Source organism: Allomuricauda sp. CAU 1633, assembly GCF_017313225.1.
Lineage (GTDB): Bacteria > Bacteroidota > Bacteroidia > Flavobacteriales > Flavobacteriaceae > Flagellimonas.
Genome location: NZ_JAFLNE010000003.1, coordinates 165269 through 189807 on the forward strand (window position 1 = coordinate 165269; position 24539 = coordinate 189807).

Annotated in this window: 23 protein-coding genes; 6 read left to right on the forward strand and 17 right to left on the reverse strand. The window is 42.0% G+C overall.

Going from position 1 to position 24539, the window contains the following annotated elements; all coding sequences use genetic code 11:
* Positions 1-91 precede the first annotated feature (91 nt).
* The 13 genes from ftsZ to mraZ form a co-directional block, all read right to left on the reverse strand.
* The gene (ftsZ, locus tag J0X14_RS10240) at positions 92-2095 is read right to left on the reverse strand and encodes a cell division protein FtsZ (protein WP_207097686.1); all 2004 of its coding nucleotides are present in this window, start codon (positions 2093-2095) and stop codon (positions 92-94) included.
* A gap of 46 nt (positions 2096-2141) precedes the next feature.
* Positions 2142-3467: a cell division protein FtsA gene (gene ftsA, locus J0X14_RS10245; RefSeq protein WP_207097687.1), complete on the reverse strand. Its 1326-nt coding sequence runs from the start codon at positions 3465-3467 to the stop codon at positions 2142-2144.
* Between the two features lie 3 nt (positions 3468-3470).
* On the reverse strand, positions 3471-4190 hold the full coding sequence (locus tag J0X14_RS10250; protein WP_207097688.1) for a cell division protein FtsQ/DivIB: 720 nt from the start codon (positions 4188-4190) through the stop codon (positions 3471-3473).
* Positions 4180-5529, reverse strand: a complete 1350-nt coding sequence (gene murC, locus J0X14_RS10255; RefSeq protein ID WP_207097689.1) for a UDP-N-acetylmuramate--L-alanine ligase — start codon at positions 5527-5529, stop codon at positions 4180-4182. Before murC ends, J0X14_RS10250 begins: the two co-directional genes overlap by 11 nt.
* A 109-nt stretch (positions 5530-5638) precedes the next feature.
* Positions 5639-6733 carry an undecaprenyldiphospho-muramoylpentapeptide beta-N-acetylglucosaminyltransferase gene (gene murG, locus J0X14_RS10260; RefSeq protein WP_207097690.1) on the reverse strand — a complete coding sequence of 365 codons (1095 nt, stop codon included), beginning with the start codon at positions 6731-6733 and terminating at the stop codon, positions 5639-5641.
* A complete protein-coding gene (locus J0X14_RS10265) occupies positions 6720-7925 on the reverse strand; it encodes an FtsW/RodA/SpoVE family cell cycle protein (RefSeq protein WP_207097691.1) in 1206 nt (401 codons plus the stop codon). Before J0X14_RS10265 ends, murG begins: the two co-directional genes overlap by 14 nt.
* A gap of 12 nt (positions 7926-7937) precedes the next feature.
* Positions 7938-9272, reverse strand: a complete 1335-nt coding sequence (murD, locus tag J0X14_RS10270) for a UDP-N-acetylmuramoyl-L-alanine--D-glutamate ligase (protein ID WP_207097692.1) — start codon at positions 9270-9272, stop codon at positions 7938-7940.
* Positions 9273-10493 carry a phospho-N-acetylmuramoyl-pentapeptide-transferase gene (mraY, locus tag J0X14_RS10275; RefSeq protein ID WP_207097693.1) on the reverse strand — a complete coding sequence of 407 codons (1221 nt, stop codon included), beginning with the start codon at positions 10491-10493 and terminating at the stop codon, positions 9273-9275.
* A gap of 140 nt (positions 10494-10633) precedes the next feature.
* Positions 10634-12097 carry a UDP-N-acetylmuramoyl-L-alanyl-D-glutamate--2,6-diaminopimelate ligase gene (locus tag J0X14_RS10280; protein WP_207097694.1) on the reverse strand — a complete coding sequence of 488 codons (1464 nt, stop codon included), beginning with the start codon at positions 12095-12097 and terminating at the stop codon, positions 10634-10636.
* Positions 12094-14103, reverse strand: coding sequence for a penicillin-binding protein (locus J0X14_RS10285; protein ID WP_207097695.1), 2010 nt, complete (start codon positions 14101-14103; stop codon positions 12094-12096). The genes J0X14_RS10280 and J0X14_RS10285 overlap by 4 nt, the downstream gene beginning before the upstream one ends.
* Positions 14103-14420, reverse strand: a complete 318-nt coding sequence (locus J0X14_RS10290; protein ID WP_207097696.1) for an FtsL-like putative cell division protein — start codon at positions 14418-14420, stop codon at positions 14103-14105. Before J0X14_RS10290 ends, J0X14_RS10285 begins: the two co-directional genes overlap by 1 nt.
* A gap of 103 nt (positions 14421-14523) precedes the next feature.
* On the reverse strand, positions 14524-15426 hold the full coding sequence (gene rsmH / locus J0X14_RS10295) for a 16S rRNA (cytosine(1402)-N(4))-methyltransferase RsmH (RefSeq protein ID WP_207098049.1): 903 nt from the start codon (positions 15424-15426) through the stop codon (positions 14524-14526).
* Positions 15419-15874 carry a division/cell wall cluster transcriptional repressor MraZ gene (mraZ, locus tag J0X14_RS10300; protein WP_207097697.1) on the reverse strand — a complete coding sequence of 152 codons (456 nt, stop codon included), beginning with the start codon at positions 15872-15874 and terminating at the stop codon, positions 15419-15421. Before mraZ ends, rsmH begins: the two co-directional genes overlap by 8 nt.
* A gap of 266 nt (positions 15875-16140) precedes the next feature.
* On the opposite strand from mraZ, the gene J0X14_RS10305 reads away from it, so the two are divergent.
* From J0X14_RS10305 to J0X14_RS10315, 3 genes are all read left to right on the forward strand, one after another.
* Positions 16141-16905 (forward strand): alpha/beta fold hydrolase, encoded by a 765-nt coding sequence (locus J0X14_RS10305; RefSeq protein ID WP_207097698.1) that lies wholly within the window; start codon positions 16141-16143, stop codon positions 16903-16905.
* A gap of 103 nt (positions 16906-17008) precedes the next feature.
* Positions 17009-17620, forward strand: a complete 612-nt coding sequence (gene yihA, locus J0X14_RS10310) for a ribosome biogenesis GTP-binding protein YihA/YsxC (RefSeq protein WP_207097699.1) — start codon at positions 17009-17011, stop codon at positions 17618-17620.
* Positions 17621-17731: 111 nt separating this feature from the next.
* On the forward strand, positions 17732-18460 hold the full coding sequence (locus J0X14_RS10315; protein WP_207097700.1) for a pirin family protein: 729 nt from the start codon (positions 17732-17734) through the stop codon (positions 18458-18460).
* Positions 18461-18486: 26 nt separating this feature from the next.
* Here J0X14_RS10315 and J0X14_RS10320 read toward each other — a convergent pair whose 3' ends face one another.
* Positions 18487-18876: a GTPase gene (locus tag J0X14_RS10320; RefSeq protein WP_207097701.1), complete on the reverse strand. Its 390-nt coding sequence runs from the start codon at positions 18874-18876 to the stop codon at positions 18487-18489.
* 59 nt (positions 18877-18935) lie between these two features.
* Between J0X14_RS10320 and J0X14_RS10325 the strand changes: the two genes are divergently transcribed.
* Positions 18936-19433, forward strand: a complete 498-nt coding sequence (locus J0X14_RS10325; RefSeq protein WP_207097702.1) for a hypothetical protein — start codon at positions 18936-18938, stop codon at positions 19431-19433.
* 1 nt (position 19434) lies between these two features.
* On the opposite strand, the gene gldC is transcribed toward J0X14_RS10325, so the two are convergent.
* Positions 19435-19773 carry a gliding motility protein GldC gene (gene gldC, locus J0X14_RS10330; protein WP_207097703.1) on the reverse strand — a complete coding sequence of 113 codons (339 nt, stop codon included), beginning with the start codon at positions 19771-19773 and terminating at the stop codon, positions 19435-19437.
* Positions 19773-20762 carry a gliding motility lipoprotein GldB gene (gene gldB, locus J0X14_RS10335; protein WP_207097704.1) on the reverse strand — a complete coding sequence of 330 codons (990 nt, stop codon included), beginning with the start codon at positions 20760-20762 and terminating at the stop codon, positions 19773-19775. The genes gldC and gldB overlap by 1 nt, the downstream gene beginning before the upstream one ends.
* Positions 20763-20828: 66 nt before the next feature.
* Between gldB and nadE the strand changes: the two genes are divergently transcribed.
* Complete coding sequence (gene nadE / locus J0X14_RS10340) at positions 20829-21617, forward strand: NAD(+) synthase (RefSeq protein ID WP_207097705.1); 789 nt, start codon at positions 20829-20831, stop codon at positions 21615-21617.
* A gap of 159 nt (positions 21618-21776) precedes the next feature.
* Positions 21777-22406, forward strand: a complete 630-nt coding sequence (locus tag J0X14_RS10345; RefSeq protein WP_207097706.1) for a response regulator transcription factor — start codon at positions 21777-21779, stop codon at positions 22404-22406.
* A gap of 57 nt (positions 22407-22463) precedes the next feature.
* Here the strand turns inward: J0X14_RS10345 and dnaG are convergent, their stop codons facing one another.
* A complete protein-coding gene (gene dnaG / locus J0X14_RS10350) occupies positions 22464-24437 on the reverse strand; it encodes a DNA primase (protein WP_207097707.1) in 1974 nt (657 codons plus the stop codon).
* Positions 24438-24539: the final 102 nt, after the last annotated feature.

Below are 24539 nucleotides of genomic sequence, written 5' to 3' on the forward strand. Positions count from 1 at the left end.
TTGGGCTGCGAAGATAAAAAATAAACCCGAAAGTCTCTTAACTATCGGGCTTATGCTTTCCATTAAAAAATGGATTTCAATTTAAACACTACTAATCAACATTATCGTGCAAAAAAGAGTTATTGGAACGCAACTGCAAATCATCATTGCTGTCCTCACTCAATGTGGTCCTAGATACTTTTTGCTCCTTGGGAACGTCGTTTAAATCCACTCCCTGGCGTTTGTATGCAGGCTGCTTTTCTATCTCGTCTATGCTGTTCCTATTATTTTGGAACTTGTAGTTGAAATTTTTCAATTTTTTGCGACGCTCATCGGCACGCTCTTTCAATAATTCACTGATGGAACTGTTAAAAGGATCCACACTATTGGAATTTCCTTCACCCTCGTTGGACGCTTCCATTCTGATAGTCTTCTTTTCAAACACCAACTCATTCTCCACCAATTTGGGCTCATGGGTCTCTGCCTTTGACTTAGCCCCGGTGAGTTTGTTCTCCAACTCCATGTACTCTTCCAAATTGTAGCGGGTTTCACCCTCCTTCTTGTATTCCAAAACGGGCTTGACCTCTACATATTCGTTGACTTTTACATCTCCAATACCATCATCCAAATTAAAGGTAACCGTATGCTCCTTTTCGTCTTCTTCCTCTACTTCTACTTCGCTATTCAAAGGCATATCAAAGCTCAAAGTAAACTGGTCTTCCTTGGCTGTTGGCGAAACCACTTCGGGGTCAATCACCTCAATATCGTTAATGATTTTCTTTGCTTCTATAATGATGAAATCATCCTCTACATTCTCTGGAACCACCTCCTCATAAAACACATTGAAGTTTCGGATATAGCTGGTTGTAGGGATTAAATCGGACTCTGGTTCTTCCATTTTTGAAGGCTCCACCTTTGCTTTAGGCTTAATTTCATCGACATCCTCCTCTGGAGTTTCCAAAGTGTGTTTTACAATAGTAGGCTCCTGGGGTTGTTGAACCGGCTCTTCTTTTTCAATTTTCACCTCCTGTACGGATGTAGCCTCTGGGGTCAAATCCTGCTCAGCAGTCTGTTCGTCCTCCAAAGTGTAAAACACTTTTTTGGATTCGGTGTTGACAATGTCGTCCTGTTGGTCAACATTGAAACCGGTAGCGATAACCGTAACAGCAATGGCTTCGCCTAAACTTTCATCTTCGCCCACACCCATGATGATGTTGGCGCCATGACCAGCCTCAATTTGAATGTGATCATTGATTTCTCCAATCTCATCAATCGTAATTTCCTGCGAGCCGGAAACAATCAGTAACAGCACATTCTTCGCTCCATTGATTTTGTTATCGTTCAATAAGGGTGAATCCAAGGCCTTCATGATGGCTTCGTTGGCTCTGGCAGAACCTGAAGCAGTCGCAGAACCCATAATGGCTGTGCCACTATTGGAAAGTACCGTTTTGGCATCCCGGAGGTCAATATTTTGTGTATAGTGGTGTGTAATTACCTCTGCTATCCCCCTTGCTGCAGTGGCCAAAACTTCATCCGCTTTGGAGAATCCGGCTTTAAACCCAAGATTACCGTAAACTTCCCGTAGTTTGTTGTTGTTAATAACAATCAGCGAATCCACATTGGCACGCAATTTTTCTATCCCCAATTGTGCCTGTTTGTTCCGCATGGCCCCTTCAAACTGAAAGGGAATGGTAACAATCCCCACGGTAAGCACATCCATTTCCTTGGCAAGCTTAGCAATTACAGGAGCCGCTCCTGTACCTGTTCCACCGCCCATACCCGCAGTAATAAAGGCCATTTTGGTAGTGTGCTCCAACATACCTTTAATGTCTTCCATGCTTTCCAAAGCGGCCTGTTCCCCAATCTCAGGGTTTGCTCCTGCACCAAGTCCCTCTGTCAAGGAAACCCCTAACTGGATTTTATTGGGCACTGAACTGTTTTGCAGGGCTTGCGCGTCTGTATTGCAGATGACGAAGTCCACTCCATTTATTCCTGCTTGGAACATGTGATTGATGGCATTGCTTCCTCCACCTCCAACTCCGATTACTTTTATTACGTTGCTCTTGTTCTTGGGCAAATCAAAAGCGATGTTATCAAATTCGGCGTTCTTACTCATAACGGTTGTGTTTCTTTTACGGGGTTATACTCTGCTTTGTATGGGGTTATTCTGCGTTATCCAAAAAGTCCTTCAACTTCTCGGACCATTTGTCAAATATTGATTTTCGTTCCTTATCTGAAGCCATTGACTGACCTTGCATAGCTTCTTGGCCCACCAATACCTTTTCTTCTTCAGGGATTTGTTCTTCCTCAGCAACAACTTGCTTACCTGTAGACTCCAAAGCATTCATCAAAAGACCAACTGCTGTTGCATATAGTGGACTGGCTACTTCTTCATCTGAATCTCCTGCTAAATGCTCATTGGGGTAACCGATTCGGGTATCCATCCCGGTAATGTATTCCACCAGTTGCTTTAAATGCTTCAATTGGCTTCCACCACCGGTCAATACAATCCCTGCAATCAATTTTTTCTTTTGCTCTTCATGACCATAGTTCTTGATTTCAACATAAACCTGTTCCACAATCTCTACCACTCTAGCGTGGATGATTTTGGAAAGGTTCTTCAATGTGATTTCTTTAGGCTCACGACCACGAAGTCCGGGAATGGAAACAATCTCGTTGTCCTTGTTTTCACCGGGCCATGCGGAACCAAATTTTATTTTGAGGAGTTCTGCTTGTTTTTCGATAATGGAACAGCCTTCCTTGATATCTTCGGTGATGACATTACCTCCAAATGGGATTACCGCGGTATGGCGAATAATACCATCCTTAAAAATGGCCAAATCTGTGGTTCCACCACCTATATCAATCAAGGCCACACCGGCCTCTTTTTCTTCCTGACTCAATACGGCATCAGCAGAAGCTAGCGGCTCCAAGGTAATGTTACCCAAATCCAATCCGGCACTCTTAATGCATCGCCCAATGTTTTTGATGGACGATACTTGGCCTACCACCACGTGGAAATTGGCTTCCAAACGACCGCCATACATTCCTTTAGGTTGTTTAATCTCGGTTTGTCCGTCCACTTTGTATTCTTGGGGCAATACATGAATGATTTCCTCTCCGGGAAGCATCACCAGTTTGTAGACCTGATTGCAGAGTCGGTCCAAATCTTCATTGTTAATGACTTCTTCTGAATCTGGTCGGGTGATATAATCGCTATGATGAAGACTTCGGATGTGCTGTCCTGCAATACCCACCACCACGGAACCAATCTTCAAGCCCGAATTGACTTCGGCCTGTTCCACGGCTTGCTGAATAGACGAAATGGTCTGTGTAATATTATTGACCACGCCACGGTGCACACCAAGACTTTTGGACTTTCCAGTTCCTAAAATTTCTATTTTTCCATACTCATTTTCCTTACCAATGATTGCTACAATCTTGGTAGTTCCAATATCCAATCCAACTGAATAATTACCCTGTTCCATACGTTATATTTTGGTGCAAACCACTTGATTGCTGAACTCCAAACTCACTATTGCATAGTCTGCCAAGGACAAATCCTTGGATGCTTTCGCATAAAAAGCCATAAAATTTTTGAACTTCTCATTAAGATTTTCCACTCCTCCAAGATTTACCACAAAGTTTTCCATTCGGAATCGCAGTTGGTATTTTCCTTCTTTCACAATGTGTATCCCAATGACATTTTTCCGAAGAAAATCATCGTTGTTGATATAGTTCAAAATAACATAAGCGTCCTCCAAGGTTTTCCCCGTAACCTCACCTGTGATGATGGGAACCCTGGCCGAATGGTGCTTTGACAGAGGCATGCGCTCTCCCAAATCATCCAAATAAAATTTAGAGATTCCCTCAATTCTCCCAATCGGTTTACGCTGAACAATCTTAGAGATAAGTTCTCCGTTTACAGTAAGATAGACCTGGGCGTTTTTAACCATAGCGTTGGATTGAATTACCTCCTCTATGGTATTCAAAACTAACTGTTCTTTAGCCCTATTTTTTACAGGCCCATAATTTTGTATTAACAATTTATTAACCGCGTCCTCAGTGATATACAAGTTGTTGTCTCCCACAAATTTAACGGTCATTCCCTCCACTTTTTTCTGTTTGCTCCGATGATCGGCAAAGCCGTAAAGCCCCACCACAGCCACGGACAAGCAAACCAGCTTTATGTAATCCCAATTAACTCGCATACGCCAATTCTTTTTTGATTTTTGGTACTTCCATTCCAATATCTCCTGCTCCCAACGCCACCAAAACTCCAGTTTTACAATGTTTTATTTCTTCAATTATTTTTGATTTTAAAATCAATTTTTTGTGGGGGTTTTTTATTTTTTCCAATAGCCATCCTGAGGTAATTCCTTCTATCGGTTCCTCTCTGGCTGGATATATTTCCATTAGTAAAATCACATCAAATTGTGAAAGACTTTCGGCAAACTCATCGGCGAAATCCCGCGTACGTGAAAACAGATGTGGCTGAAAAATCACTGTAATCTTTTCTCCAGGATGCACTTCTCGAATAGCCTGATACACTGCATCAATCTCAGCCGGATGATGGGCATAATCATCAATAAAAGCAAAGTCCTTTTCCTTAATCTGATACGAAAACCTACGCTGCACTCCCTTAAAACTGGATAAAGCTTCTGCAAGGCGGTGTGGTGGGCAGCCAGTTTGCACCGCCATCGCGAAAGCAGCTAATCCATTGAGCAAATTGTGCCTTCCGGGTTTGTTGAAACGCACTTGTTTCAATACCTCTGAGGGCGTTACTAAATCAAATACGTAGGTTCCATGTTCAACTTCAATATGTTCAATTCGGTAGTCCGAACCATCTTCTATTCCAAATGTTATACCTTCAAGAGGAAGCCCCTTTTTCACGAAAAGTGTTCCACCGGGTTTTATTTTTCCTGCAAAATCTTTAAACGATTGCTGCAATTCTTCTTTAGTGCCATAAATGTCCAAATGGTCGGCATCCATAGAAGTAATGCAGGCCACATTGGGAGAAAGTCGTAAAAAGGAACGATCAAACTCATCCGCTTCCACCACCGAATATTCAGTGCCTTCCAATACAAAATTGCTGTTGAAATCCTCCGAAACTCCACCCAAAAATGCCGTAAATGGCATGTTGCATTCTTTCATTAAATGCGCCAAAATGCAAGATGTTGTGGTTTTGCCATGCGTCCCAGCCACGGCCAAACAAAAGGTATCCTTTGTAATGATGCCCAGCACTTCGGAGCGTTTTTTTATCTCAAAACCGTTGTTTTTGAAAAATTGCAATTCGGAATGGGCAGCGGGCACTGCGGGAGTGTACACCACAAGTGTTCCAGCTTGTTTAAAAGTTTTTGGAATCATATCCACATTGTCCTCAAAATGAACCGAAATACCCTTCTCCACCAACCCATCTGTGATTGGAGTGGGGGTTTTATCATAGCCAGCCACTGGTTTTCCAACAAATTGGAAATAGCGGGCCAATGCGGACATACCAATCCCTCCGATACCGATAAAATAGACGCTATGGATGTCCTTTATGTTCATACTTGTGGATTGTTAGTTCGAGCGCAGTCGAGAACAAAATCCACCACAGCAAGCACCTTTCGACTGCGCTCAAGGTGACATACTTTCAAATTTTGAATACACTCTTGCCTCATTTTACTTTCAACAATTTTTCAATTTCATCTACAATATGTTCCGTGGCCTTGGGCATGGCCATTTTTTTGATGTTGGCCCCGAGCTTATTCTGAAGCTCTTGGGAATCCATCAGTTTTGCAAAGCTTTTTTCAAATTTTTCGTCCAGCTCGGCTTCCCGCAACATAATGGCGGCGTCTTCGGCCACCAAGGCTTTTGCATTCTGGGTCTGATGGTCCTCCGCCACATTGGGAGACGGAATAAATAACACTGGTTTACCCACCAAGCACAATTCCGAAACAGAACCTGCTCCTGCGCGAGAAATAATGACATCCCCAGCAGCGTAGGCCAAATCCATCCGGTTGACGAAGGCCAATACCTTTACAGAACTAGATTCATGTTTTTTGTACTCATCATAATAGAGTTTGCCACACTGCCAAAGCACCTGCAATCCCATCGTTTCAAAAAAGTGCAGTTCTTTCTCAATTAATTGGTTAATGCGTCTCGCACCTAGACTACCACCCAAAACCAAGACGGCTTGTTTGCTTTCATCCAAACCAAAGAAATCAAAAGCCTCTTTCTTGTCTGATTTTATATCCACCAAATCCATTCGGATGGGGTTTCCGGTTTTTACCACTTTTTCCTTTGGAAAAAACCGCTCCATTCCGTCATAGGCCACACATATTTTCTTGGCTTTTCCAGCTAGCAGTTTGTTGGTGATTCCCGCAAAGGAATTCTGTTCTTGAAGCACGCAGGGAATTCCCGCAGTAGCAGCCATCCGTAACAATGGTCCACTGGCAAAACCTCCCGTCCCGATGGCGACATCGGGTTGAAATTGCTTCACTATTTTGCGTGCTCTTAACAAACTACTTATCAGTTTAAAGGGAAACATGAGATTTTTCAATGTCAGTTTCCTCTGTATTCCACTTATCCACAAGCCTTTTATCTCATATCCTGCCTGTGGTACTTTTTCCATCTCCATTTTATCTTTTGCTCCTACAAATAAAAACTCCGCGTTTGGGTGCCTTCGTTTTAATTCATTGGCTATGGCAATGGCCGGATAAATATGTCCTCCGGTGCCTCCTCCAGAAAGTATAAACCTAAATTTGTCCACTCAGTACTTCTAAAGGATTGGTTTCATCTATGTCATAGGATTGCTCCTCTAAATTCTCTGTTTTATTGCTGGCACTCAACACAATTCCGATGGCCATACAGGTCATCCATATTGATGTTCCACCCATGCTGATCAGGGGTAACGGCTGACCCGTTACGGGAAACAATTGCACCACCACCGCCATATTGATGAAAGCTTGAAAAACGATGGGCAATCCCACCCCGATCACCAATAATTTTGAAAACACCGTCTTCGCTGAATGCGCCACCACCACAATCCGGAAGAGCAACAGCAAGTAAAAAAACAAGAGTGCTCCTCCACCCAACAGTCCATATTCTTCAATAATGATGGCAAAAATGAAATCCGAAGTACTCTGCGACAACAAATTCTTCATCACGCTCTTCCCTGCCCCTTTTCCAACGATTCCACCTTCGGCAATAGCTATTTGCGCCAAGGTCAATTGGTGTAAATCGTCTTTATCGGCTTGTTCGGGATGAATAAAAGTCTCTATCCTTGATTTCCAGGTCCCAGCTCTATCTGGCAAAACCTCGGGAGCTTTGAACAGCACAAACAGAAACATTCCTGCCAATACAATTCCCACTCCAACCATGGAGAACAAATATTTTAAGGGGTATCCGCCTAAAAAGCAGAGTACCAATACCAAAAAACAGATGATCGCCGCTGTTGAAAAGTTTTCAGGCAAAATCAGCATTACCACCAATGCGGTTGGCAACCAAAGCGGTAAAATACTTTCCTTAAACGTAATCTGAACGTCCTTAATCTTGGTCAAGTAGCGGGCAATCCAAATCATTAGGACCACCGAAGCCAAGGTCGAAGTCTGGAAATTGACCCCTACAAACGGAATTTTAATCCATCGATTCGCGGTAACCCCACCTATCTCCGTTTCCACGGTCAAGGTGTAACCCAACAACAGCAATACAATGGGCATTGCAATAATAGACAGCCCTTTAAAATAATGGGTAGGGATGCGGTGCACCGCATAAATAATCCCAAAGCCCAAAAACAAGAGTACGGCATGTTTTACCAAATGGCCCAAAGTGGTACCATCATCGTTGACATATACCAAATTGGTACTTGCACTATAGACAGGCAAAAATGAGAAAAGGGCCAAGAGGGCCACGACGCCCCAAATGGCTTTATCTCCTTTCAAATTTCTGAACACTGCCAACATAGCTAATGTTTTTTATAGGTTTTTTACTGCTGCTTTAAACTGATCTCCGCGATCTTCATAATTCTGGAAAAGGTCAAAACTGGCACAAGCTGGAGACAACAAAACCGCATCTCCGCGCTCCGCAATTTTATAGGCCACTTTCACCGCCTCTTCCATGGAATAGGTCTCCACCATCAAATCAATGACATTGCCAAAGGCATCCACCAACTTGGAATTGTCCATTCCTAAACAGACAATAGCCTTTACTTTTTCCCGTACCAATGGCATTAGTTCTGCATAGTCATTGCCCTTGTCTACACCACCAACAATCCAAACAATGGGCTTTTTGATACCATCCAAGGCATAAAAGGTGGCATTGACATTGGTTGCTTTGGAGTCGTTGATATACTCTACATGGTTGATTTTCAACACCTTCTCCAATCTATGGGGCACCCCCTGAAACGACTGGATACTCTGGCGGATTGTCTCCTTCCGAACCTTCACCAACAACGCTGCCATACTGGCTGCCATGGTGTTCTTTACGTTGTGTTGCCCTTCCAAGGCCAAAATATCTGTACTCATTTCCAAGGTTTTTTGTTCTATTTCTATTATTATTTTATCGTCTTCCAACCAAGCTCCTTTCTTCAGTTTTTGTTTTACCGAAAAAGGAATCAATTTGGATTGAACTGGGTGTTCTTTTAACCACTCTGGAATCACTTCATCATCTGCATCGTAAATCAGGTAATCATTCTCATCCTGATTCATGGCGATACGGAATTTGGATGCGATATAATTTTCAAATTTGTATTCGTAACGATCCAAGTGGTCGGGCGTGATGTTGGTGATCATGGCGATGTGGGGTTTAAAATCCACGATTCCATCCAACTGAAAACTACTTATCTCCAACACATACTGGTCAAAATCCTGTTCCGCCACCATTTTGGCATAGCTATCGCCAATGTTTCCGGCCATGCCCACTTGCAAACCTCCATTTTTTAAAAGGTGGTAGGTGAGCATGGTGGTAGTGGTCTTGCCGTTGCTTCCCGTGATTCCAATTAAGGTGGCATCCGTGTATTTTGATGCAAACTCAATTTCCGAAATCACCGGAATTTCTTTTTCAACAAGCGCTTTCACCAACGGCACCTTATCCGGAATACCGGGGCTTTTCATGACCACATCGGCATTCATGATTTTGGACTCAGTATGCTGCCCAGACTCCCATTCAATCTCAAAATGTTCAAGAACTTCTTTGTACTTCTCTTTTATTTCGCCTTTGTCCGAAACAAAGACCTCAAATCCTTCTCTCTGTCCCAAAATGGCGGTTCCCACACCACTTTCTCCTCCTCCAAGTATCACCAAGCGAGCCATCTATCGAATTTTAAGGGTGACAATACTGATGATTGCCAATAAAATTCCAATGATCCAAAAGCGGGTCACTATTTTGCTCTCGTGATATAATTTTTTCTGATAATGATGGTGCAAAGGCGCCATCAAGAATATGCGTTTTCCTTCTCCGTATTTCTTTTTGGTATGCTTGAAATACCCCACTTGCAACATCACCGACAATGATTCGGCAAAAAAGATTCCGCATAGAATGGGAATCAACAATTCTTTGCGAACGATGATGGCGATTACAGCAATGACGCCCCCTATCGTCAAACTCCCCGTATCGCCCATAAAAACTTGTGCTGGATAGGCATTGTACCATAAAAATCCGACCAAGGCTCCCACGAATGCTGCTATGAACACTACTAATTCCCCCACTCTGGGTAAATAAAAGATGTCGAGATAATTGGAAAACTGAATATTACCGGAAACCCAGGCAAAAATGCCCAAGGTGAGCACAATAATAGCTGAAGAACCTGCTGCCAATCCATCGATACCATCCGTAAGGTTGGCTCCATTGGACACTGCGGTGATGATGAAAATCACTACGGGAATAAAAATCAACCATGCATATTCTTCCATTCCTTCACCCATCCATGAGATAAAATCAGCATAGTCCAACTCATTGTTTTTAAAGAAAGGCACGTTGGTGCGTACCGCTTTGGCTTCCTCACCATAAACCTGTTCAACCTGAAAATTTTGTGTAATTCGGGTGCTGTCCTTCTCCTTTAGGGTTACTTCTGGATGAAAGTAAAGTGTTGCCCCCACTATCAACCCTAACACAACTTGTCCCGTTACCTTAAACCTTCCTTTTAATCCCTTTTTATCTTTCTTAAAAATCTTAATGTAGTCGTCTATAAATCCAATGATGCCCATCCAAACGGTTGTAATTATTAAAAGAACGACATAAATATTCTCCACATCTGCAAAAAGCAGTACAGGAATAAGAGTGGACCAAATGATGATCAAACCACCCATGGTAGGCGTCCCTGCTTTTTGTTGTTGTCCTTCCAGTCCCAAATCGCGGACGGTCTCGCCGATTTGCTTTTTTTGTAAAAAAAGAATGATTCGTTTTCCGTAGACCATGGCAATCAAAAGAGACAACAAAACCGACATTGCCGCTCTAAAGGTGAGGAACTGGAAAAGTCCCGCTCCAGGCAGTTGGTATTGCTTCTCCAAATATTCGAACAAGTAGTATAGCATCCTTTTGTCTTAAGAATTAAGAAACAAGACGTAAGACTCAAGACTCAAGACATAGGGTATATGACTTAAGTTGAAAGACCTGGCTGGTCGATATTCTTGGTTCCTGTCTCCTGTTTCTTTCATCTTTTATCTATTTTGATTTATTTGCCCAAACTGGACAAAGCTTCCTTCACTTCTTTTAAATCATCAAAATCTACCCGGACCCCATTGGTTTCCTGATAGGTTTCATGTCCTTTTCCGGCCACTAAAATGATATCGTTGGCCACGGCCAGCTTGCATGCTGTTTTTATAGCTTGCTTTCGGTTTTCAATGGACAATACTTTTTTGGTATTCTGGGCTTCCACTCCAGCTTCCATTTCCTCAATAATGGCCGAAGGTGATTCGGTGCGTGGGTTGTCCGAGGTAAAAATGGCCTGATTGCTCATTTCAGAGGCGATATGACCCATAACCGGACGCTTAGACTTATCACGGTCACCACCACACCCCACTACGGTGATGACGTTTTCATTTCCAGTCCTCAATGCATTGATGGTAATCAATACATTTTTTAGTGCATCCGGCGTATGGGCATAATCAACAATAGCCGTAATTTTCTTTTTCGATATGTAATATTGAAACCGTCCATCAACGGTCTCCAATTCACTCATTAATCGCAGGATTTCAATCTTCTCCAATCCCAAAATATCTGCAGTGGCATAAATGGCCAGTAGGTTGTATGCATTGAAATCACCTATCAATTTGGACCACAATTCGTTATCATCCATCTTCAGCAACTGCCCGTTGAACTGCCGCTCCAAAATCTGGGCTCTATAATCTGCATACGATTTTAGAGCGTAGGTATACTTTCTCGCCTTAGTGTTCTGCAACATCACCAAGCCGTTTTTATCGTCAATATTTACTAAAGCGAAGGCCGTTTTTGGAAGGCCATCGAACAATTTTTTCTTGGTATCCCTATATTCTGCAAAGGTTTTGTGGTAATCCAAATGGTCATGACTCAAATTTGTGAAAATGGCCCCGGCAAAATGCAATCCTTCGGATCTTTTCTGATGGATGCCATGCGAGCTCACCTCCATAAAACAAAACTCCACCCCAGCGGCATTCATTTTGACCAAGTAATCATTAATGGTCAATACATCTGGTGTGGTATGGCTGGCAGGATATTCTTTGTCGTCCACCATTACTTTGATGGTAGAAAGCAGTCCCACCTTATAACCCGCTTTCTTGAAAAGATTATAAAGTAGCGTGCTAACCGTTGTTTTTCCATTGGTACCGGTAACCCCGACCAACTTCAAGTTTTTGGAAGGGTTATCGTAGAAATTGGCAGCAATAATAGCCAAAGCACTGTTGCAATCCGGTACTTTTAGGTAAGTCACTCCATCAACCATGAGTTCCGGCAATTCTTCACACACAATGGCTCGTGCACCCAAGTCCACAGCTTTTTGGATGAACTTGTGCCCATCGGTGATGGTTCCCCGAACCGCAATAAACACATCATCCATTGACACTTTTCGGGAATCGAAATGGACTAGATTTACCATAACGTTGGTATCCCCACTCACCGCGGAAAGGCTTACACCATATAATATGTCCTTCAATAACTTCATGAAAGCTCCAGTACTATTTTCTTTACTTTTTTAATATCGGTTCCTTTGTCAATGGACTGTTTCTTTACTTTTCCATTTCCATGTACCTCAACTTCCAAACCCAAATTTTCCAGCAGTGAAACGGCATCCATACCTGTCATTCCTTTTACATCGGGAACGGTGTCATATTTTTTTTGCACTTGGGCAAAGTATCGCTGATAGTCTTCTTCCAAGGTTTTTTCATCATAGACCTTCTCCTCCACTTCGTCCACCAAAGGTGAAATAGCATGGATTTTCTGCGCCATGGATTTAAACACGGGACCTGAAACATCGGCACCGTAGTACCCCACGCTTTTGTCGGGCTCATGAATGATGACTATGCAGGAATATTTTGGATTGTCCGCTGGAAAGTATCCCGCAAATGTGGAGATATAGGCCAACTTATCGGGATCTTTTTCTACATAGTTCTTCTGTGCAGTTCCTGTTTTCCCTGCCATGGAAAAGTTTTTGGAGTAGAGCTTGTGTCCGGTTCCATGGTCTTTCTCCACTACATTCTTCATCAGTTTCTGCACTTTTTTTACGGTCTCTTCGGAACAGATGGAAGAATTCAGCACCTGCCTATCAAACCTTTTGACCACATCATTTCCTTCGCGAACTTCTTTGATGAGTCTTGGTTTTACATATGCACCATCATTGGCAATGGCATTGTAAAAGGCCAAGGTCTGCATCGGCGTCAGAGATACTTCATACCCGTGGGACATCCACCCTAAAGAGATTCCAGACCATCCTTTATCGCCGGGGTACCGAATTACAGGGTCGCCCTCACCTATGATGGGCAATCCCAATTTTTTATGAAGCCCCATGTTCATGAGGCGATTCACAAATTTTTCGGGTTGTTCCTTATAATTTTCGTTGATAATTTTCGCAAAGGCGGTGTTCGAGGACAGTTCAAAAGCTTTTGCCACAGAAATTTTTCCGTAACCACCCCATTTGGAATCCTTTACCACTCCGTCATAAATTCGATATCTACCTTTTTCAGTATCGATGACGGTACTGGTATCCACCACTTTATCTTCCAACGCAGCTACCAAAGACATCAACTTGAAGGTGGAACCGGGCTCATGGGATTCTCCCACCGCATAGTTCAACTTTTCATAATATTTTCCTTCGGAAGTGCGCCCCAAATTGGAAATCGCCTTGACCTCACCAGTTTTGGTTTCCATCACCACCACGCAACCATGGTCCGCCTTATATTTTTCCAACTGGGCCAAAAGTTCGTGATGGGCAATATCCTGAATGTTGATATCGATGGTGGAAACCACATCCAATCCATCTTGTGGTTCAACAATGTTGTCCAAACCGACAGGTTTCCATTGCCCTTTGGCGATTCGTTGCTTTAAACGTTTCCCTTCATGTCCACGCAAATAAGATTCGCCAAAAGCACCATCCAGACCAACGCGGGTGTAGTATCCATTTTCATCAACACGTTCGTAACCAATGCTTCGAGCAGCCATTTGACCCAACGGATATTCACGAACCACGCGATGCGTTTCAATGAATCCACCTTTGTATGGACCTAATTTGAATAATGGAAACTGCTTAATTTTTACATAATCCAAGTAATCCACATTCCGAGCCACCAACTTGTATCGATTTTCATTGGCCCTCGCTTTACGAAACAATTGACGGTAATGGGATGAAGGTTTGTTGAACAACAGACCCAATGAATCGGAAAGTGGACCGACATGTTTTTGGAAGTTTTCTTCAGAAACAGTCTTGGCATCGAATCGAATCTCATATTTGGGTACGGAAGCGGCCAACAAACTTCCATCTTCAGAATACAGGTTACCACGATTGGGCTCAATAGTGAACATTTTTTCGGTTTTGCTCAGAGCCAACTCTTTATATTCCTCCCCTTTCACCATTTGGATATCCACCAACTTCACCACCACAGCAATGGACAAAACAAGCAGACCCCCAGCTACGAGGTACAGTCTGTTCATGATATTTTTTTCAGATATCGCCACTACTCTGCTGATTTTACTTTGATTTTCCTTGGAGGATTTTCGGATGGAACCAGACCTTGTTGCGCCACTTCCCTACGTAAAGTGGATTCCAATTTTAATTGCTGTACTTGAGAACGGCCTTCCACAAATTCGCTTCGCAGTTTTCTAACTTCTTCGTTCAAAGCAGCGATTTCCAATACTTTTTTATCGGCACGGTGACTGCTTGAAATCATTAAAGCGGCCAAAAAAGAGGCAAACAATAAAAACATCCAGTTCTTGGGGGCATCTCCACTCACCAAAAACTTTCCTTTTAAAATGTCCAGTAATCCCTTTTTCATTCTTGTATTCCTTTTATTATTCCCATGAAAATGGGAATCCACTCATATTTTATCTTTCGACTGCCCCTTCGACTGTGCTCAGGGTGACAGCTCAATCACGCAACTATATCTTTTCCGCTATGCGGAGTTTTGCACTTCTCGCTCGGTTGTTCCTTGCTATTTCTTCTGCTGATGGAGTTATCAATCCCCCTACTTTTTTTAAAGGAACATTGATGTTCCCATAAAAATCTTTTTCCGGCTCTCCTTCAAATTTTCCGGACCGTATAAACCGTTTTACCAATCGATCTTCCAAAGAGTGGTAACTGATCAAACTCAATCGCCCTCGATCTTCCAAAACCTCCGGCACTTGGAGCAAAAATTCCTTGAGCACCTCAATTTCTTGGTTGACCTCAATACGGATGGCTTGATAAATCTGCGCCAAAATCTTGTTCTCCTTCATCTTGGGCAGAAACCGAGCTAAAACCGTTTTGAGCTGGTCCGTGGTTTTGATAGTTACCTGAGACCTTGCTTCCACAATGACCTTGGCCATGGCGTTTGCGTTTCGCAACTCGCCATATTGGAACAAGACCGACGCTAAATCTTCTTGGGAATAGGAATTGACCACTTCAAAAGCAGACAATTCATCGTTTCTGTTCATCCGCATGTCCAAATCCGCATTGAAGCGAGTGGAAAAACCGCGGCTTGCCTCATCAAACTGATGGGAAGAAACCCCAAAATCCGCCAGGATTCCATCAACTTTCCGAATGCCATAGAACTTTAAATACTGTTTGAGATATCGAAAGTTTTGGTTGATCAGCTGAAATCGTTCATTATCGATTGCATTTTGCAATGCATCCTCATCTTGATCAAATGCGAACAACTTTCCATCCTCGCCCAATCGTTTCAATATTTCAGTGGAGTGCCCTCCGCCACCAAAGGTGACATCCACATACACTCCATTAGGTTTTATATTCAATCCGTCCACCGATTCTTGCAACAGCACCGGATTGTGATAGGAACTATTCATCGTCATCAAAAATCTCTTCCGCTAAATCGGCATAATCCTTCTCACCCTCAGCCAAGACTTTTTCATACTTGTCCTTGTCCCAAATCTCTATCTTGTCAAAAACAGCGTTGAGCACCACTTCTTTTTCAATTCCAGCGAAATCCACAAGGTTTTTGGGTATTTGTAATCTTCCAGAATCCCCATCAATGGCAACTTCCTTCATACCCGCTACAAAGTTTCGCACGAAAGCATCATACTTTCGGTTGATTTTGCTCTTCTTCATCACCTTTTGCATGAGAACATCAAACTCCTGCTTTGGATACAGCTCCAAACACTGTTGAAAAACGGACCGTTTGATCACGAACCCATCCTTTAAAACAGGCAACAACTGATTCTTCAAGGAAATGGGCAATAAAACCCTCCCTTTGGAATCCGCTTTGCAATCATGTTGTCCTATGATATGGGTCACTAGAAATCAATTGGTTACTTATTACAACTCAAATATATAGATTTTATTTCCACATTTCTCCACTTAAAGACACTTTTGTTAATAAATTCCCCACTTTTAGGGTAAAAAGCGGGATTTTGACCCCAAGAACAGTCTTTCAAATTTTAACGAGTTGGATTCCCTTGCTCTGAAAAACTTAAAAAAGTTGCGGCATTGATAGAAAAAATCTGAAATCCGTGTGATTTGAATTGCCTATATTTGCCCCTCTTAGCACCAACTAACTATTGATGGAAGAGCATATCATTGAGGAAGGCAAATACCGATATATAGAAATGGGTGAGGGAACGCCCATGATTATCTTGCATGGTCTCATGGGTGGATTGAGCAACTTTCAAGGGGTCTCGGAATACTTTCCTTCCCAAGGGTATCAGGTATTGATTCCCGAGCTACCCATTTACGATATGCCCCTGCTAAAGACCACTGTGAAGAATTTCGCCAAGTTTTTGGAAGAGTTTATTGAGTTCAAGGGACTAAAGGATGTTATTCTTTTGGGAAATTCCCTTGGAGGGCACATTGGCCTGCTTCATACCAAAATGTTCCCAAAAATGGTGAAAGCTTTGGTCATTACCGGAAGCTCTGGATTATATGAAAGTGCCATGGGCGATGGGTATCCCAAACGCGGTGATTATGAATTCATCAAGAAGAAAGCCCAAGATGTTTTCTACGATCCTGAAGTAGCCACCAAGGAAATCGTTGATGAGGTATTTGCCACCGTAAACGACCGGATGAAGTTGGTAAAGACATTGGCCATTGCCAAAAGTGCCATCCGCCACAATATGTCCAAGGATTTACCTTCGATGAAAACACCAACCTGTATTATTTGGGGTGAAAATGATACGGTTACCCCTCCAAACGTAGCCAAGGAATTCCACGAGCTTTTACCGGATTCCGACCTCTTTTGGATTGAAAAATGTGGTCACGCCCCCATGATGGAGCATCCAGAAGATTTTAACCGCATTCTTGAAGCCTGGCTGAAAAAGCGTAACTTTTAAAAGGAAAAAAGACAAATAGAAGAAAGAACCAAGACGTTTTCTTTACTCTTGATTCTTGTATCTTTTGATTCTTGTATCTTGCTTTCAAATCCAGACCAATAACATGAAGATTACTTCCGCTGAGTTTGTAATGAGCAACTCCAATGTTGCCAAATGTCCAAATGAACCCTTACCCGAATATGCGTTTATCGGAAGGTCCAATGTTGGGAAGTCTTCATTGATAAATATGTTGATGGAACGCAAAGGTCTGGCCAAAACTTCGGGTCGCCCGGGTAAGACGCAACTCATCAACCATTTTAAAATCAACAACAATTGGTTTTTGGTGGATTTACCGGGGTATGGCTATGCACGGGTTTCCAAAAAGGACAAAAAAACCTTTCAGAAATACATCACCGAGTATTTTCAAAAACGGAAGCAATTGGTCTGCGCATTTGTTTTAGTGGATATCCGCCACAACCCCCAACCTGTGGATTTGGAATTTATGGAATGGTTGGGCATGAACCAGATTCCTTTCGCCATTATCTTTACCAAGGCGGATAAACTGAAACCAGCGGTCATTGAAAAACAGGCCAATGCCTATTTAAAGAAATTGACCGACAGTGTTTGGGAGGAAGCTCCTCCACATTTTACCACCTCATCTTCCAACCGAATGGGGCGCGAAGAATTGTTGGAATACATTGATGTCATCAACCAAGATTTTTTTAAGAATCAATAGCACGGTTAACACCATCCAAAAAAGTAAGAAAACCGTAGTAATTACGACTTAGATGTCATCTACAAGAGTACAACGTTTCGTTGTCTTTATTCAACTTTAAATGAGGTTACTATGAAAACAGTTTTGCACAAAGCGAACACCCGAGGCCATGCTAATCATGGATGGTTGAACAGTCATCATACCTTTAGTTTTGCCAGCTACCAAAATCCAGAACGGATGCATTTTGGGGTCTTGCGGGTATTGAACGATGACCAAGTGGCTCCCGGAAAAGGGTTTGGCACCCATCCACATGATAATATGGAAATCATTTCCATTCCCTTGGAAGGGGATTTGGAACATAAGGACAGTATGGGCAATGTGGCAACGATTAAGGAAGGTGATGTTCAGGTGATGAGCGCCGGAACAGGCATTTACCATAGCGAATACAACAAGAATGCGGATAAGGCCGTTAAATTTCTTCAAATCTGGGTGTTCCCGAATGAACGCAATGTGGAACCTCGTTACGACCAAATCTCCATCAGGGATATTGCCAAGAAAAATGCATTTTATCAAGTACTTTCACCAAATCCTGAAGATGCCGGAGTTTGGGTGCATCAAGATGCGTGGTTCCATTTAGGTAATTTTGAGGCTGACTCTACCGACACATATAAGATAAAAAAAGAAGGTAACGGCGTTTATGCCTTTATTTTAGAGGGTGAAGTGGAAATCAATGGTCAAAAATTGGAAAAGAGAGACGGTTTCGGTCTTTGGGAAACTGATACCTTTGATTTTAAATCACTTTCTAATAGTAGAGTCCTATTGATGGAAGTCCCCATGAGTCTTGGAAAAATAGGAAGGTAAAACTCCAACAACTTCTAAATGCCCCTTTATTGGGGCATTTTTTTTGTGCGCTCCTGAATCATATCAATCAATTCCTGAGGGGTTTCAAGTGCATTCAATTCTTCTGTAGCAATAAAAACCTCTAAATCATATTCATTTTCCATGAAAACAATGGGAAACGTATACTTGTGACCAAACTTGCTCGCATAAACTTTGGTAAATTCATCCTTGTGCAAAAAAGTCATGGAGATACTGCTTTGCTCCCGAAATTTCTTCCAAATCTTGTTTTCTGTCACCAAACCGAAGGTAATATCACACAAGTTACAATCATAGGTGGATGGGCTGAACACCTTGTGCATGCTATCCAACAAAGCATTGCGCTTCCCTGAATTGGCATTGTACACAAAAATCAGTTGTTTTGAAGTCAAACTTTCCATTACAAGGACTAAGCTACATCATTATCATATTTTATGTTTCTTTACATCAAAAGCAAGGCATGCAAGACACCAAAAATAGCTTTACCCCAGCTTCATATGTAAAAATACTGTCCTTTTTACATTTGGGTATTTTGGCTACACCCCTGATTTTGGCCGTTTTCTTTTATTTTCAAATCCAAGATACGCATTTGAGTTTCTCCAATTCGGACGATATATTTCTGGCCATCGTTCCCATTATCGCGGTGGGCAGCATTTTTCTAAGTGATTTTCTTTTTAGAAAAATGGTGAAAAACATTTCCAACGCTATGGGGTTGAAGGAAAAACTGGCCCGGTTTCAAACGGCATGTATTATATCTTACGCTTTGATCGAAGGTGCTGCCCTTTTTAGCATTGTAATTTTTTACAACACCCAAAATTTTGCCTATTTGTTTATTGGGCTCTTCCTGCTTTTCTATTTGTATTTGAAAAAACCCACCAAAGACAAGATTGAGCATCAATTAAATCTTCAAGGGGCACAAAAAGCACAGTTCAATCGACTGAACGAACCAATCAATTGATTTAGAGTTTATCCAACTCCAATTTTTCAGCGAAATAGTCACAGAAATCCTTCATGGTAGCGGTCATCTTTTCATCTTGGGTGGCCTTCATAAAGGTATCGGCCATGGTGGTCAAGGTTTGATGAAAAAATATCTTCATTTCATCCACCGGCATATCTTTGGTCCACAAATCAATCTTCAAAGATTCCCTGTTCTTACTATCCCAAACCGAAAGCATCATGGCTTTGGCCTCTTCATTTTCCACACCGCCATCTTGGGCAGACCAGGTCAATGCTTCAGGAACCCTGTTTTCATCCAATCCTACCGTTAATTTAATTTCTGAAGTATGTTTTACCGCCATTATTTTCTGGGTTTGTAATTTGATTCTTTTAAAATTTCGTCTGCAGGCATATCCAGCAATTGCTGCAAACTAATGGTATTGTTTTCCATAAACGCCCGTACAATTTGCCATCCCATATATCGGCCCAATCTTCCAGGGGACTCGTTGTCCAACTCTAGACCAAACTTGGAGAACGGTGCTGGGTCTAAAAATTTTCGGTCCAATGCAGAATCAGTGCTATAAAGTAATTCTCCTTCCACAAAATAGCGCCACATCTGCTCTTCATTGGCCATGGCCCAATCCATTTCTTCATCGGAATACCCCATTTTTTGGGCATCGGAAATGGATGGAAGCAATCTATCCTTTAAATAAAGTTCCTTCCCATAATACACCATTCGGGACAAAAAAGTTCGATTTCTGGGATACGTGAGCACTTTTTTGGCAAAAGCACTTGCCACATCAGAGGTCAAAAACTTTTTATCAAGACCTGCAGCGATATAGCGTTGGATTCCTTCATAAAAGTGATGATCCTCTCCCAAATAATTATCCAGACCTATTAAAAGGAGAGTATCCGTAAGGATGATTCGGTCATTGTAGCGAACATCAGAAGTCAATGTCACCACTTTTGGAGCTTTAAACCCAGGGAAATAATATGTAATATGTTTAAAAAGCGACTCCAAGCCATCAGATTCTTCTTCAAAATCACCAAAGACCTTGTCCACTTCTTCAGATAGTTCAATTTGTAGGGTATCTGATAATTTATTCACCCAAATGCTATCAGGAAACTGTTCTGGAAAGAGGTAGGGATATTTTTTCTTCAACTGGGGAATATCATCAGCCGATGCATTGGCAAACTCACGATCAAATCGTGAAACTTGAAAATCGATAGAGATCTTGGCAATTTCTTCTTCAGTTTTATCGGTTTCCTTACATCCACCCAAAACCAGAAATAAGAAAAAAATAGAAGCAAAAACCCCAATATGGGCAAAGTATTTCAACGACCTCTTCATTTTTAAGGCAACAGGGTTTAAATTTACAGGGCACAAAGGTAATTTAATGAATCTAAATAGTACGATATGCAAACAGAAAAGGTAATCGCCCATATAGTGGACTGGTTAAAGGATTATGCCACCAATGCAAAATGTAAAGGTTTTGTTATTGGTGTTTCGGGAGGAATAGATTCCGCAGTGACCTCTACCCTTTGTGCCAAAACGGGACTTGACCTTTTATGTGTGGAAATGCCCATTCACCAAGGTAAAGACCAAGTGACCCGTGCAGACAAGCATATTGACTGGCTCATGGAAAACTTTCCCAATGTATCCCGCCAAGACGTAAACCTTACTCCTGTCTTTGATAGTTTGGTGGCCGCCTTTCCAAAGGTTGAAACAGAAGAGGAACGTTTTATGTCGTTGGCCAATACGCGGGCGAGATTGCGAATGACCACACTTTACTACTTCGCAGCCCTAAAAGGGTATTTGGTTGCCGGAACGGGAAACAAGGTCGAGGATTTTGGAATCGGCTTTTATACCAAATATGGTGATGGAGGGGTTGACCTTAGCCCCATTGCAGATTTGGTAAAGACCGAAGTGTATGAAGTGGGAAGGGTATTGGGTGTAAATCAAGATATTATGGAAGCTCCACCCACAGATGGACTATGGGGGGACAGCCGAACGGATGAAGACCAAATTGGGGCGTCTTACCCAGAACTGGAATGGGCCATGAAAATGGATGACGAAGGAAAGACCGTTGAAGATTTTTCCGATAGGGAAAAAGAAGTTTTCGCTATTTACAAAAGGTACAATACTGTTAATAAACACAAGATGATTCCCATACCCATTTGTGGGATTCCAGAGCACTTAAAGTGACCTTTTAACCCAAAAAACCCAGTTTAAGACGAAAAAAACCATAGAAATTCTAGGGTTTTAAGAAAAAAATTACAGTTTTACGTCACCAAATTGTTATCTTGCTTGCTATCTTACGATAAGTAAGCAGCTAACCAACAATTATAAATAAACTCAAACCGAATGATAAAAGTATTGATTGCTGACAATCATCCCATTGTCAGGCTTGGTATAAAACAAGTGCTCGAATCTAGCCCAGATATTGAAATCATTGCAGATGTTTCCACAACCTCAGAATTATTTGAAGCATTAAATAAGGTAGCCCCGGATGTTGTCATCCTGGAAATGGATATTCCTGAAATCAATGGAATTGCTACTTTGCGAAAGATGAAACTGGAATTTCCCAATGTAAAAACCTTAATGTACAGCGGCCAATCTGAGGACGTTTATGCCTTGAGCACCATTAGAGCTGGCGCTTTTGGTTACCTTTCTAAAACTGCCGATTTGGATTATATCATCTCTGCTGTAAAAAAGGTAAGCGAAGGCAACATGTTCATCACTAATGAACTGGCACAACGCTTGGCATTTGATGAAGGAACACAAAAACCGAGAAGATTCTTTAGAAAATTATCTTCCAGAGAGGTCGAAGTACTAAAACTTTTGGCCAGCGGAAAACGAAACAAAGAAGTGGCTGAAGGGCTCAACCTTAATGAAAAAACCGTAAGTACCTATAAAGCCCGCTTGATGAAAAAATTGAACGTGGATAATTTGGTAGACCTATTACAGCAAGCCAAAGCTTTGGAACTTTATTAAATAACCAATCCAAACTAACTAAAGTGAATCCCGGGCAAATGCTCGGGATTTTTTGTTTTAAGAAAGTACCCTATTGAGTTTGGCGTTCAGTAATTTGTTCAACTGAAGGTAATTTACAATCTCTTCCAAGACCTCCGTGTTGTCTCCATTATGGTCCTGGGTTTGTTCTTGCAGTTTTTGAATCCGATTTTTGATCAGGTTACAGCGTAATGTTAGGATGGTCTCTCCCACCAACTGGGCAATTCCATGTTCTTTTTCCTTTGGATAAATATCTTTTCGCTCCCAATCATGGAGTACATATTGCTCCTCTTCCATCAATATGGATGATATTTCTGGTACCATTTCTTGATCCAACTCCGTCATGAAGGTATTGACCGCGAAAGTCTCATTCTCGTTCAAGTTTTCAATGAGTTTGTAATAAATGACTCTGAACTGTTCGTTGGTCAATTCAATTTCATCTTCTTGAAGATCCAAAAACACTTTTTCATAGACCTTAGCCTCTACTACTTCCGGCTCCAACACCAACTCGCCTTCTTCATTTTCCTTCAACACCAAATCCTCAAATTCTTGTTCTTGGTTCCCATACAACAAAAGCACCTCAATAATTTTGCGTTCCAGTTCGTAAAGTACGTCCACCTTTTCCACCACAGGGTCATTTTTGACCACTTCAAAGGTTTTCCGCTCTTGCTTTAGTTTTTTGTTGGCATCGGTGACCTGCTTTTTGTCGATTTGAGCCAAGGTATTGTAGAGCACTTCCTCTGAAATCTGCATAATCTTGGCACATTCCTGAATATAGATTTCCTTTTGGATACGGTCAGGAATCTTACTGATGCTGTTCACAATATCTCGAACAGTGTCTGCCCGTTTTATGGGGTCATTGGCCGCTTCTTTAGCCAACAAAGAGGTCTTAAACTGAATAAAATCCTTGGCATTTTCCTCCAAATAGAGCACCAAATCCTCATAGGTGTTGTTTTTGGCAAAGCTATCGGGGTCTTCGCCTTCCGGAAAGGTACAGACCTTTACGTTCATGCCCTGTTCCAAAATCAAATCAATACCACGAAGGGAAGCCCGCAACCCCGCTGCATCCCCATCAAAAAGCACAGTGATGTTTTTGGTCAATCGATTTATCAACCGAATCTGTTCCGGGGTCAAGGCCGTTCCGCTAGAGGAAACCACATTTTCTACCCCATTTTGGTACATTTGGATTACATCCGTGTACCCTTCCACCAAATAGCAATTATCCTCTTTGGCAATGGCCTGTTTGGCAAAATAAATCCCGTACAGCACCTTGCTCTTGTGGTAAATCTCACTTTCGGGAGAATTGAGATACTTGGCGGCTTTTTTATCATTGCCCAAAATTCGTCCACCGAACCCCAGAACCCTTCCGCTCATGGAATGGATGGGAAACATGACCCGTCCCTTGAAACGATCAAAAGTTCGTTTTTCACCTCCGGTTTGCTCCTTAACAATGGTGAGCCCGGTTTTCTCTAGAAATTCTAGTTGATAGGCCTCATCCAGAGCACTTTTGGTAAAGGCTTCCCACTCGTCCAAACTATAACCCAGTCCAAACTTTTTTATGGTCTCATCGGTAAAACCGCGCTCCTTGAAGTAACTTAATCCAATGGCCTTGCCTGGTTCGGATTCCCAAAGAGTTTCCGTAAAATACTTTTGGGCATATTCCGATACCAAAAACATGCTTTCCCGCTCATTGGCCTGCTCTTTTTGTTCATCGGTCTGCTCGGTTTCCTCTACTTCAATATTGTATTTTTTGGCAAGGTATTTAATGGCTTCGGGATAGGTAAAATGCTCGTGCTCCATTAAAAAAGCCACTACATTGCCCCCTTTTCCGCTACTAAAGTCCTTCCAAATCTGTTTTACGGGCGACACCATAAAACTAGGGGTACGTTCATCCGAAAAGGGACTCAATCCTTTAAAGTTGGAGCCCGATTTCTTCAACTGTACAAAATCTCCGATTACCTCCTCGACCCGGGCGGTTTCATATACATTGTCTATGGTAGTTTTTGAAATCAAGTGGCTTTATGTTGAACGAGCTGTTAAAGGTAAATAAAAAGAAAATTTTGGGAACCGACATTATTTGTCAGATCAAAATAGGGATTCATAAATTCCTATGAA

Excerpts from the sequence above, each read along its gene's own strand:
- yihA (WP_207097699.1), top strand. The coding sequence starts at position 17,009 with ATGAAGATTACTTCCGCTGAGTTTGTAATGAGCAACTCCAATGTTGCC.
- J0X14_RS10325 (WP_207097702.1), top strand. The coding sequence starts at position 18,936 with ATGCAAGACACCAAAAATAGCTTTACCCCAGCTTCATATGTAAAAATA.
- J0X14_RS10290 (WP_207097696.1), bottom strand. The coding sequence starts at position 14,420 with ATGAAAAAGGGATTACTGGACATTTTAAAAGGAAAGTTTTTGGTGAGT.
- gldB (WP_207097704.1), bottom strand. The coding sequence starts at position 20,762 with ATGAAGAGGTCGTTGAAATACTTTGCCCATATTGGGGTTTTTGCTTCT.
- J0X14_RS10265 (WP_207097691.1), bottom strand. The coding sequence starts at position 7,925 with ATGTTGGCAGTGTTCAGAAATTTGAAAGGAGATAAAGCCATTTGGGGC.
- gldC (WP_207097703.1), bottom strand. The coding sequence starts at position 19,773 with ATGGCGGTAAAACATACTTCAGAAATTAAATTAACGGTAGGATTGGAT.
- J0X14_RS10305 (WP_207097698.1), top strand. The coding sequence starts at position 16,141 with ATGGAAGAGCATATCATTGAGGAAGGCAAATACCGATATATAGAAATG.
- rsmH (WP_207098049.1), bottom strand. The coding sequence starts at position 15,426 with ATGAATAGTTCCTATCACAATCCGGTGCTGTTGCAAGAATCGGTGGAC.
- nadE (WP_207097705.1), top strand. The coding sequence starts at position 20,829 with ATGCAAACAGAAAAGGTAATCGCCCATATAGTGGACTGGTTAAAGGAT.
- mraY (WP_207097693.1), bottom strand. The coding sequence starts at position 10,493 with ATGCTATACTACTTGTTCGAATATTTGGAGAAGCAATACCAACTGCCT.
- murC (WP_207097689.1), bottom strand. The coding sequence starts at position 5,529 with ATGAACATAAAGGACATCCATAGCGTCTATTTTATCGGTATCGGAGGG.
- J0X14_RS10320 (WP_207097701.1), bottom strand. The coding sequence starts at position 18,876 with ATGGAAAGTTTGACTTCAAAACAACTGATTTTTGTGTACAATGCCAAT.
- J0X14_RS10345 (WP_207097706.1), top strand. The coding sequence starts at position 21,777 with ATGATAAAAGTATTGATTGCTGACAATCATCCCATTGTCAGGCTTGGT.
- J0X14_RS10250 (WP_207097688.1), bottom strand. The coding sequence starts at position 4,190 with ATGCGAGTTAATTGGGATTACATAAAGCTGGTTTGCTTGTCCGTGGCT.
- murD (WP_207097692.1), bottom strand. The coding sequence starts at position 9,272 with ATGGCTCGCTTGGTGATACTTGGAGGAGGAGAAAGTGGTGTGGGAACC.
- J0X14_RS10315 (WP_207097700.1), top strand. The coding sequence starts at position 17,732 with ATGAAAACAGTTTTGCACAAAGCGAACACCCGAGGCCATGCTAATCAT.
- J0X14_RS10280 (WP_207097694.1), bottom strand. The coding sequence starts at position 12,097 with ATGAAGTTATTGAAGGACATATTATATGGTGTAAGCCTTTCCGCGGTG.
- ftsZ (WP_207097686.1), bottom strand. The coding sequence starts at position 2,095 with ATGAGTAAGAACGCCGAATTTGATAACATCGCTTTTGATTTGCCCAAG.
- ftsA (WP_207097687.1), bottom strand. The coding sequence starts at position 3,467 with ATGGAACAGGGTAATTATTCAGTTGGATTGGATATTGGAACTACCAAG.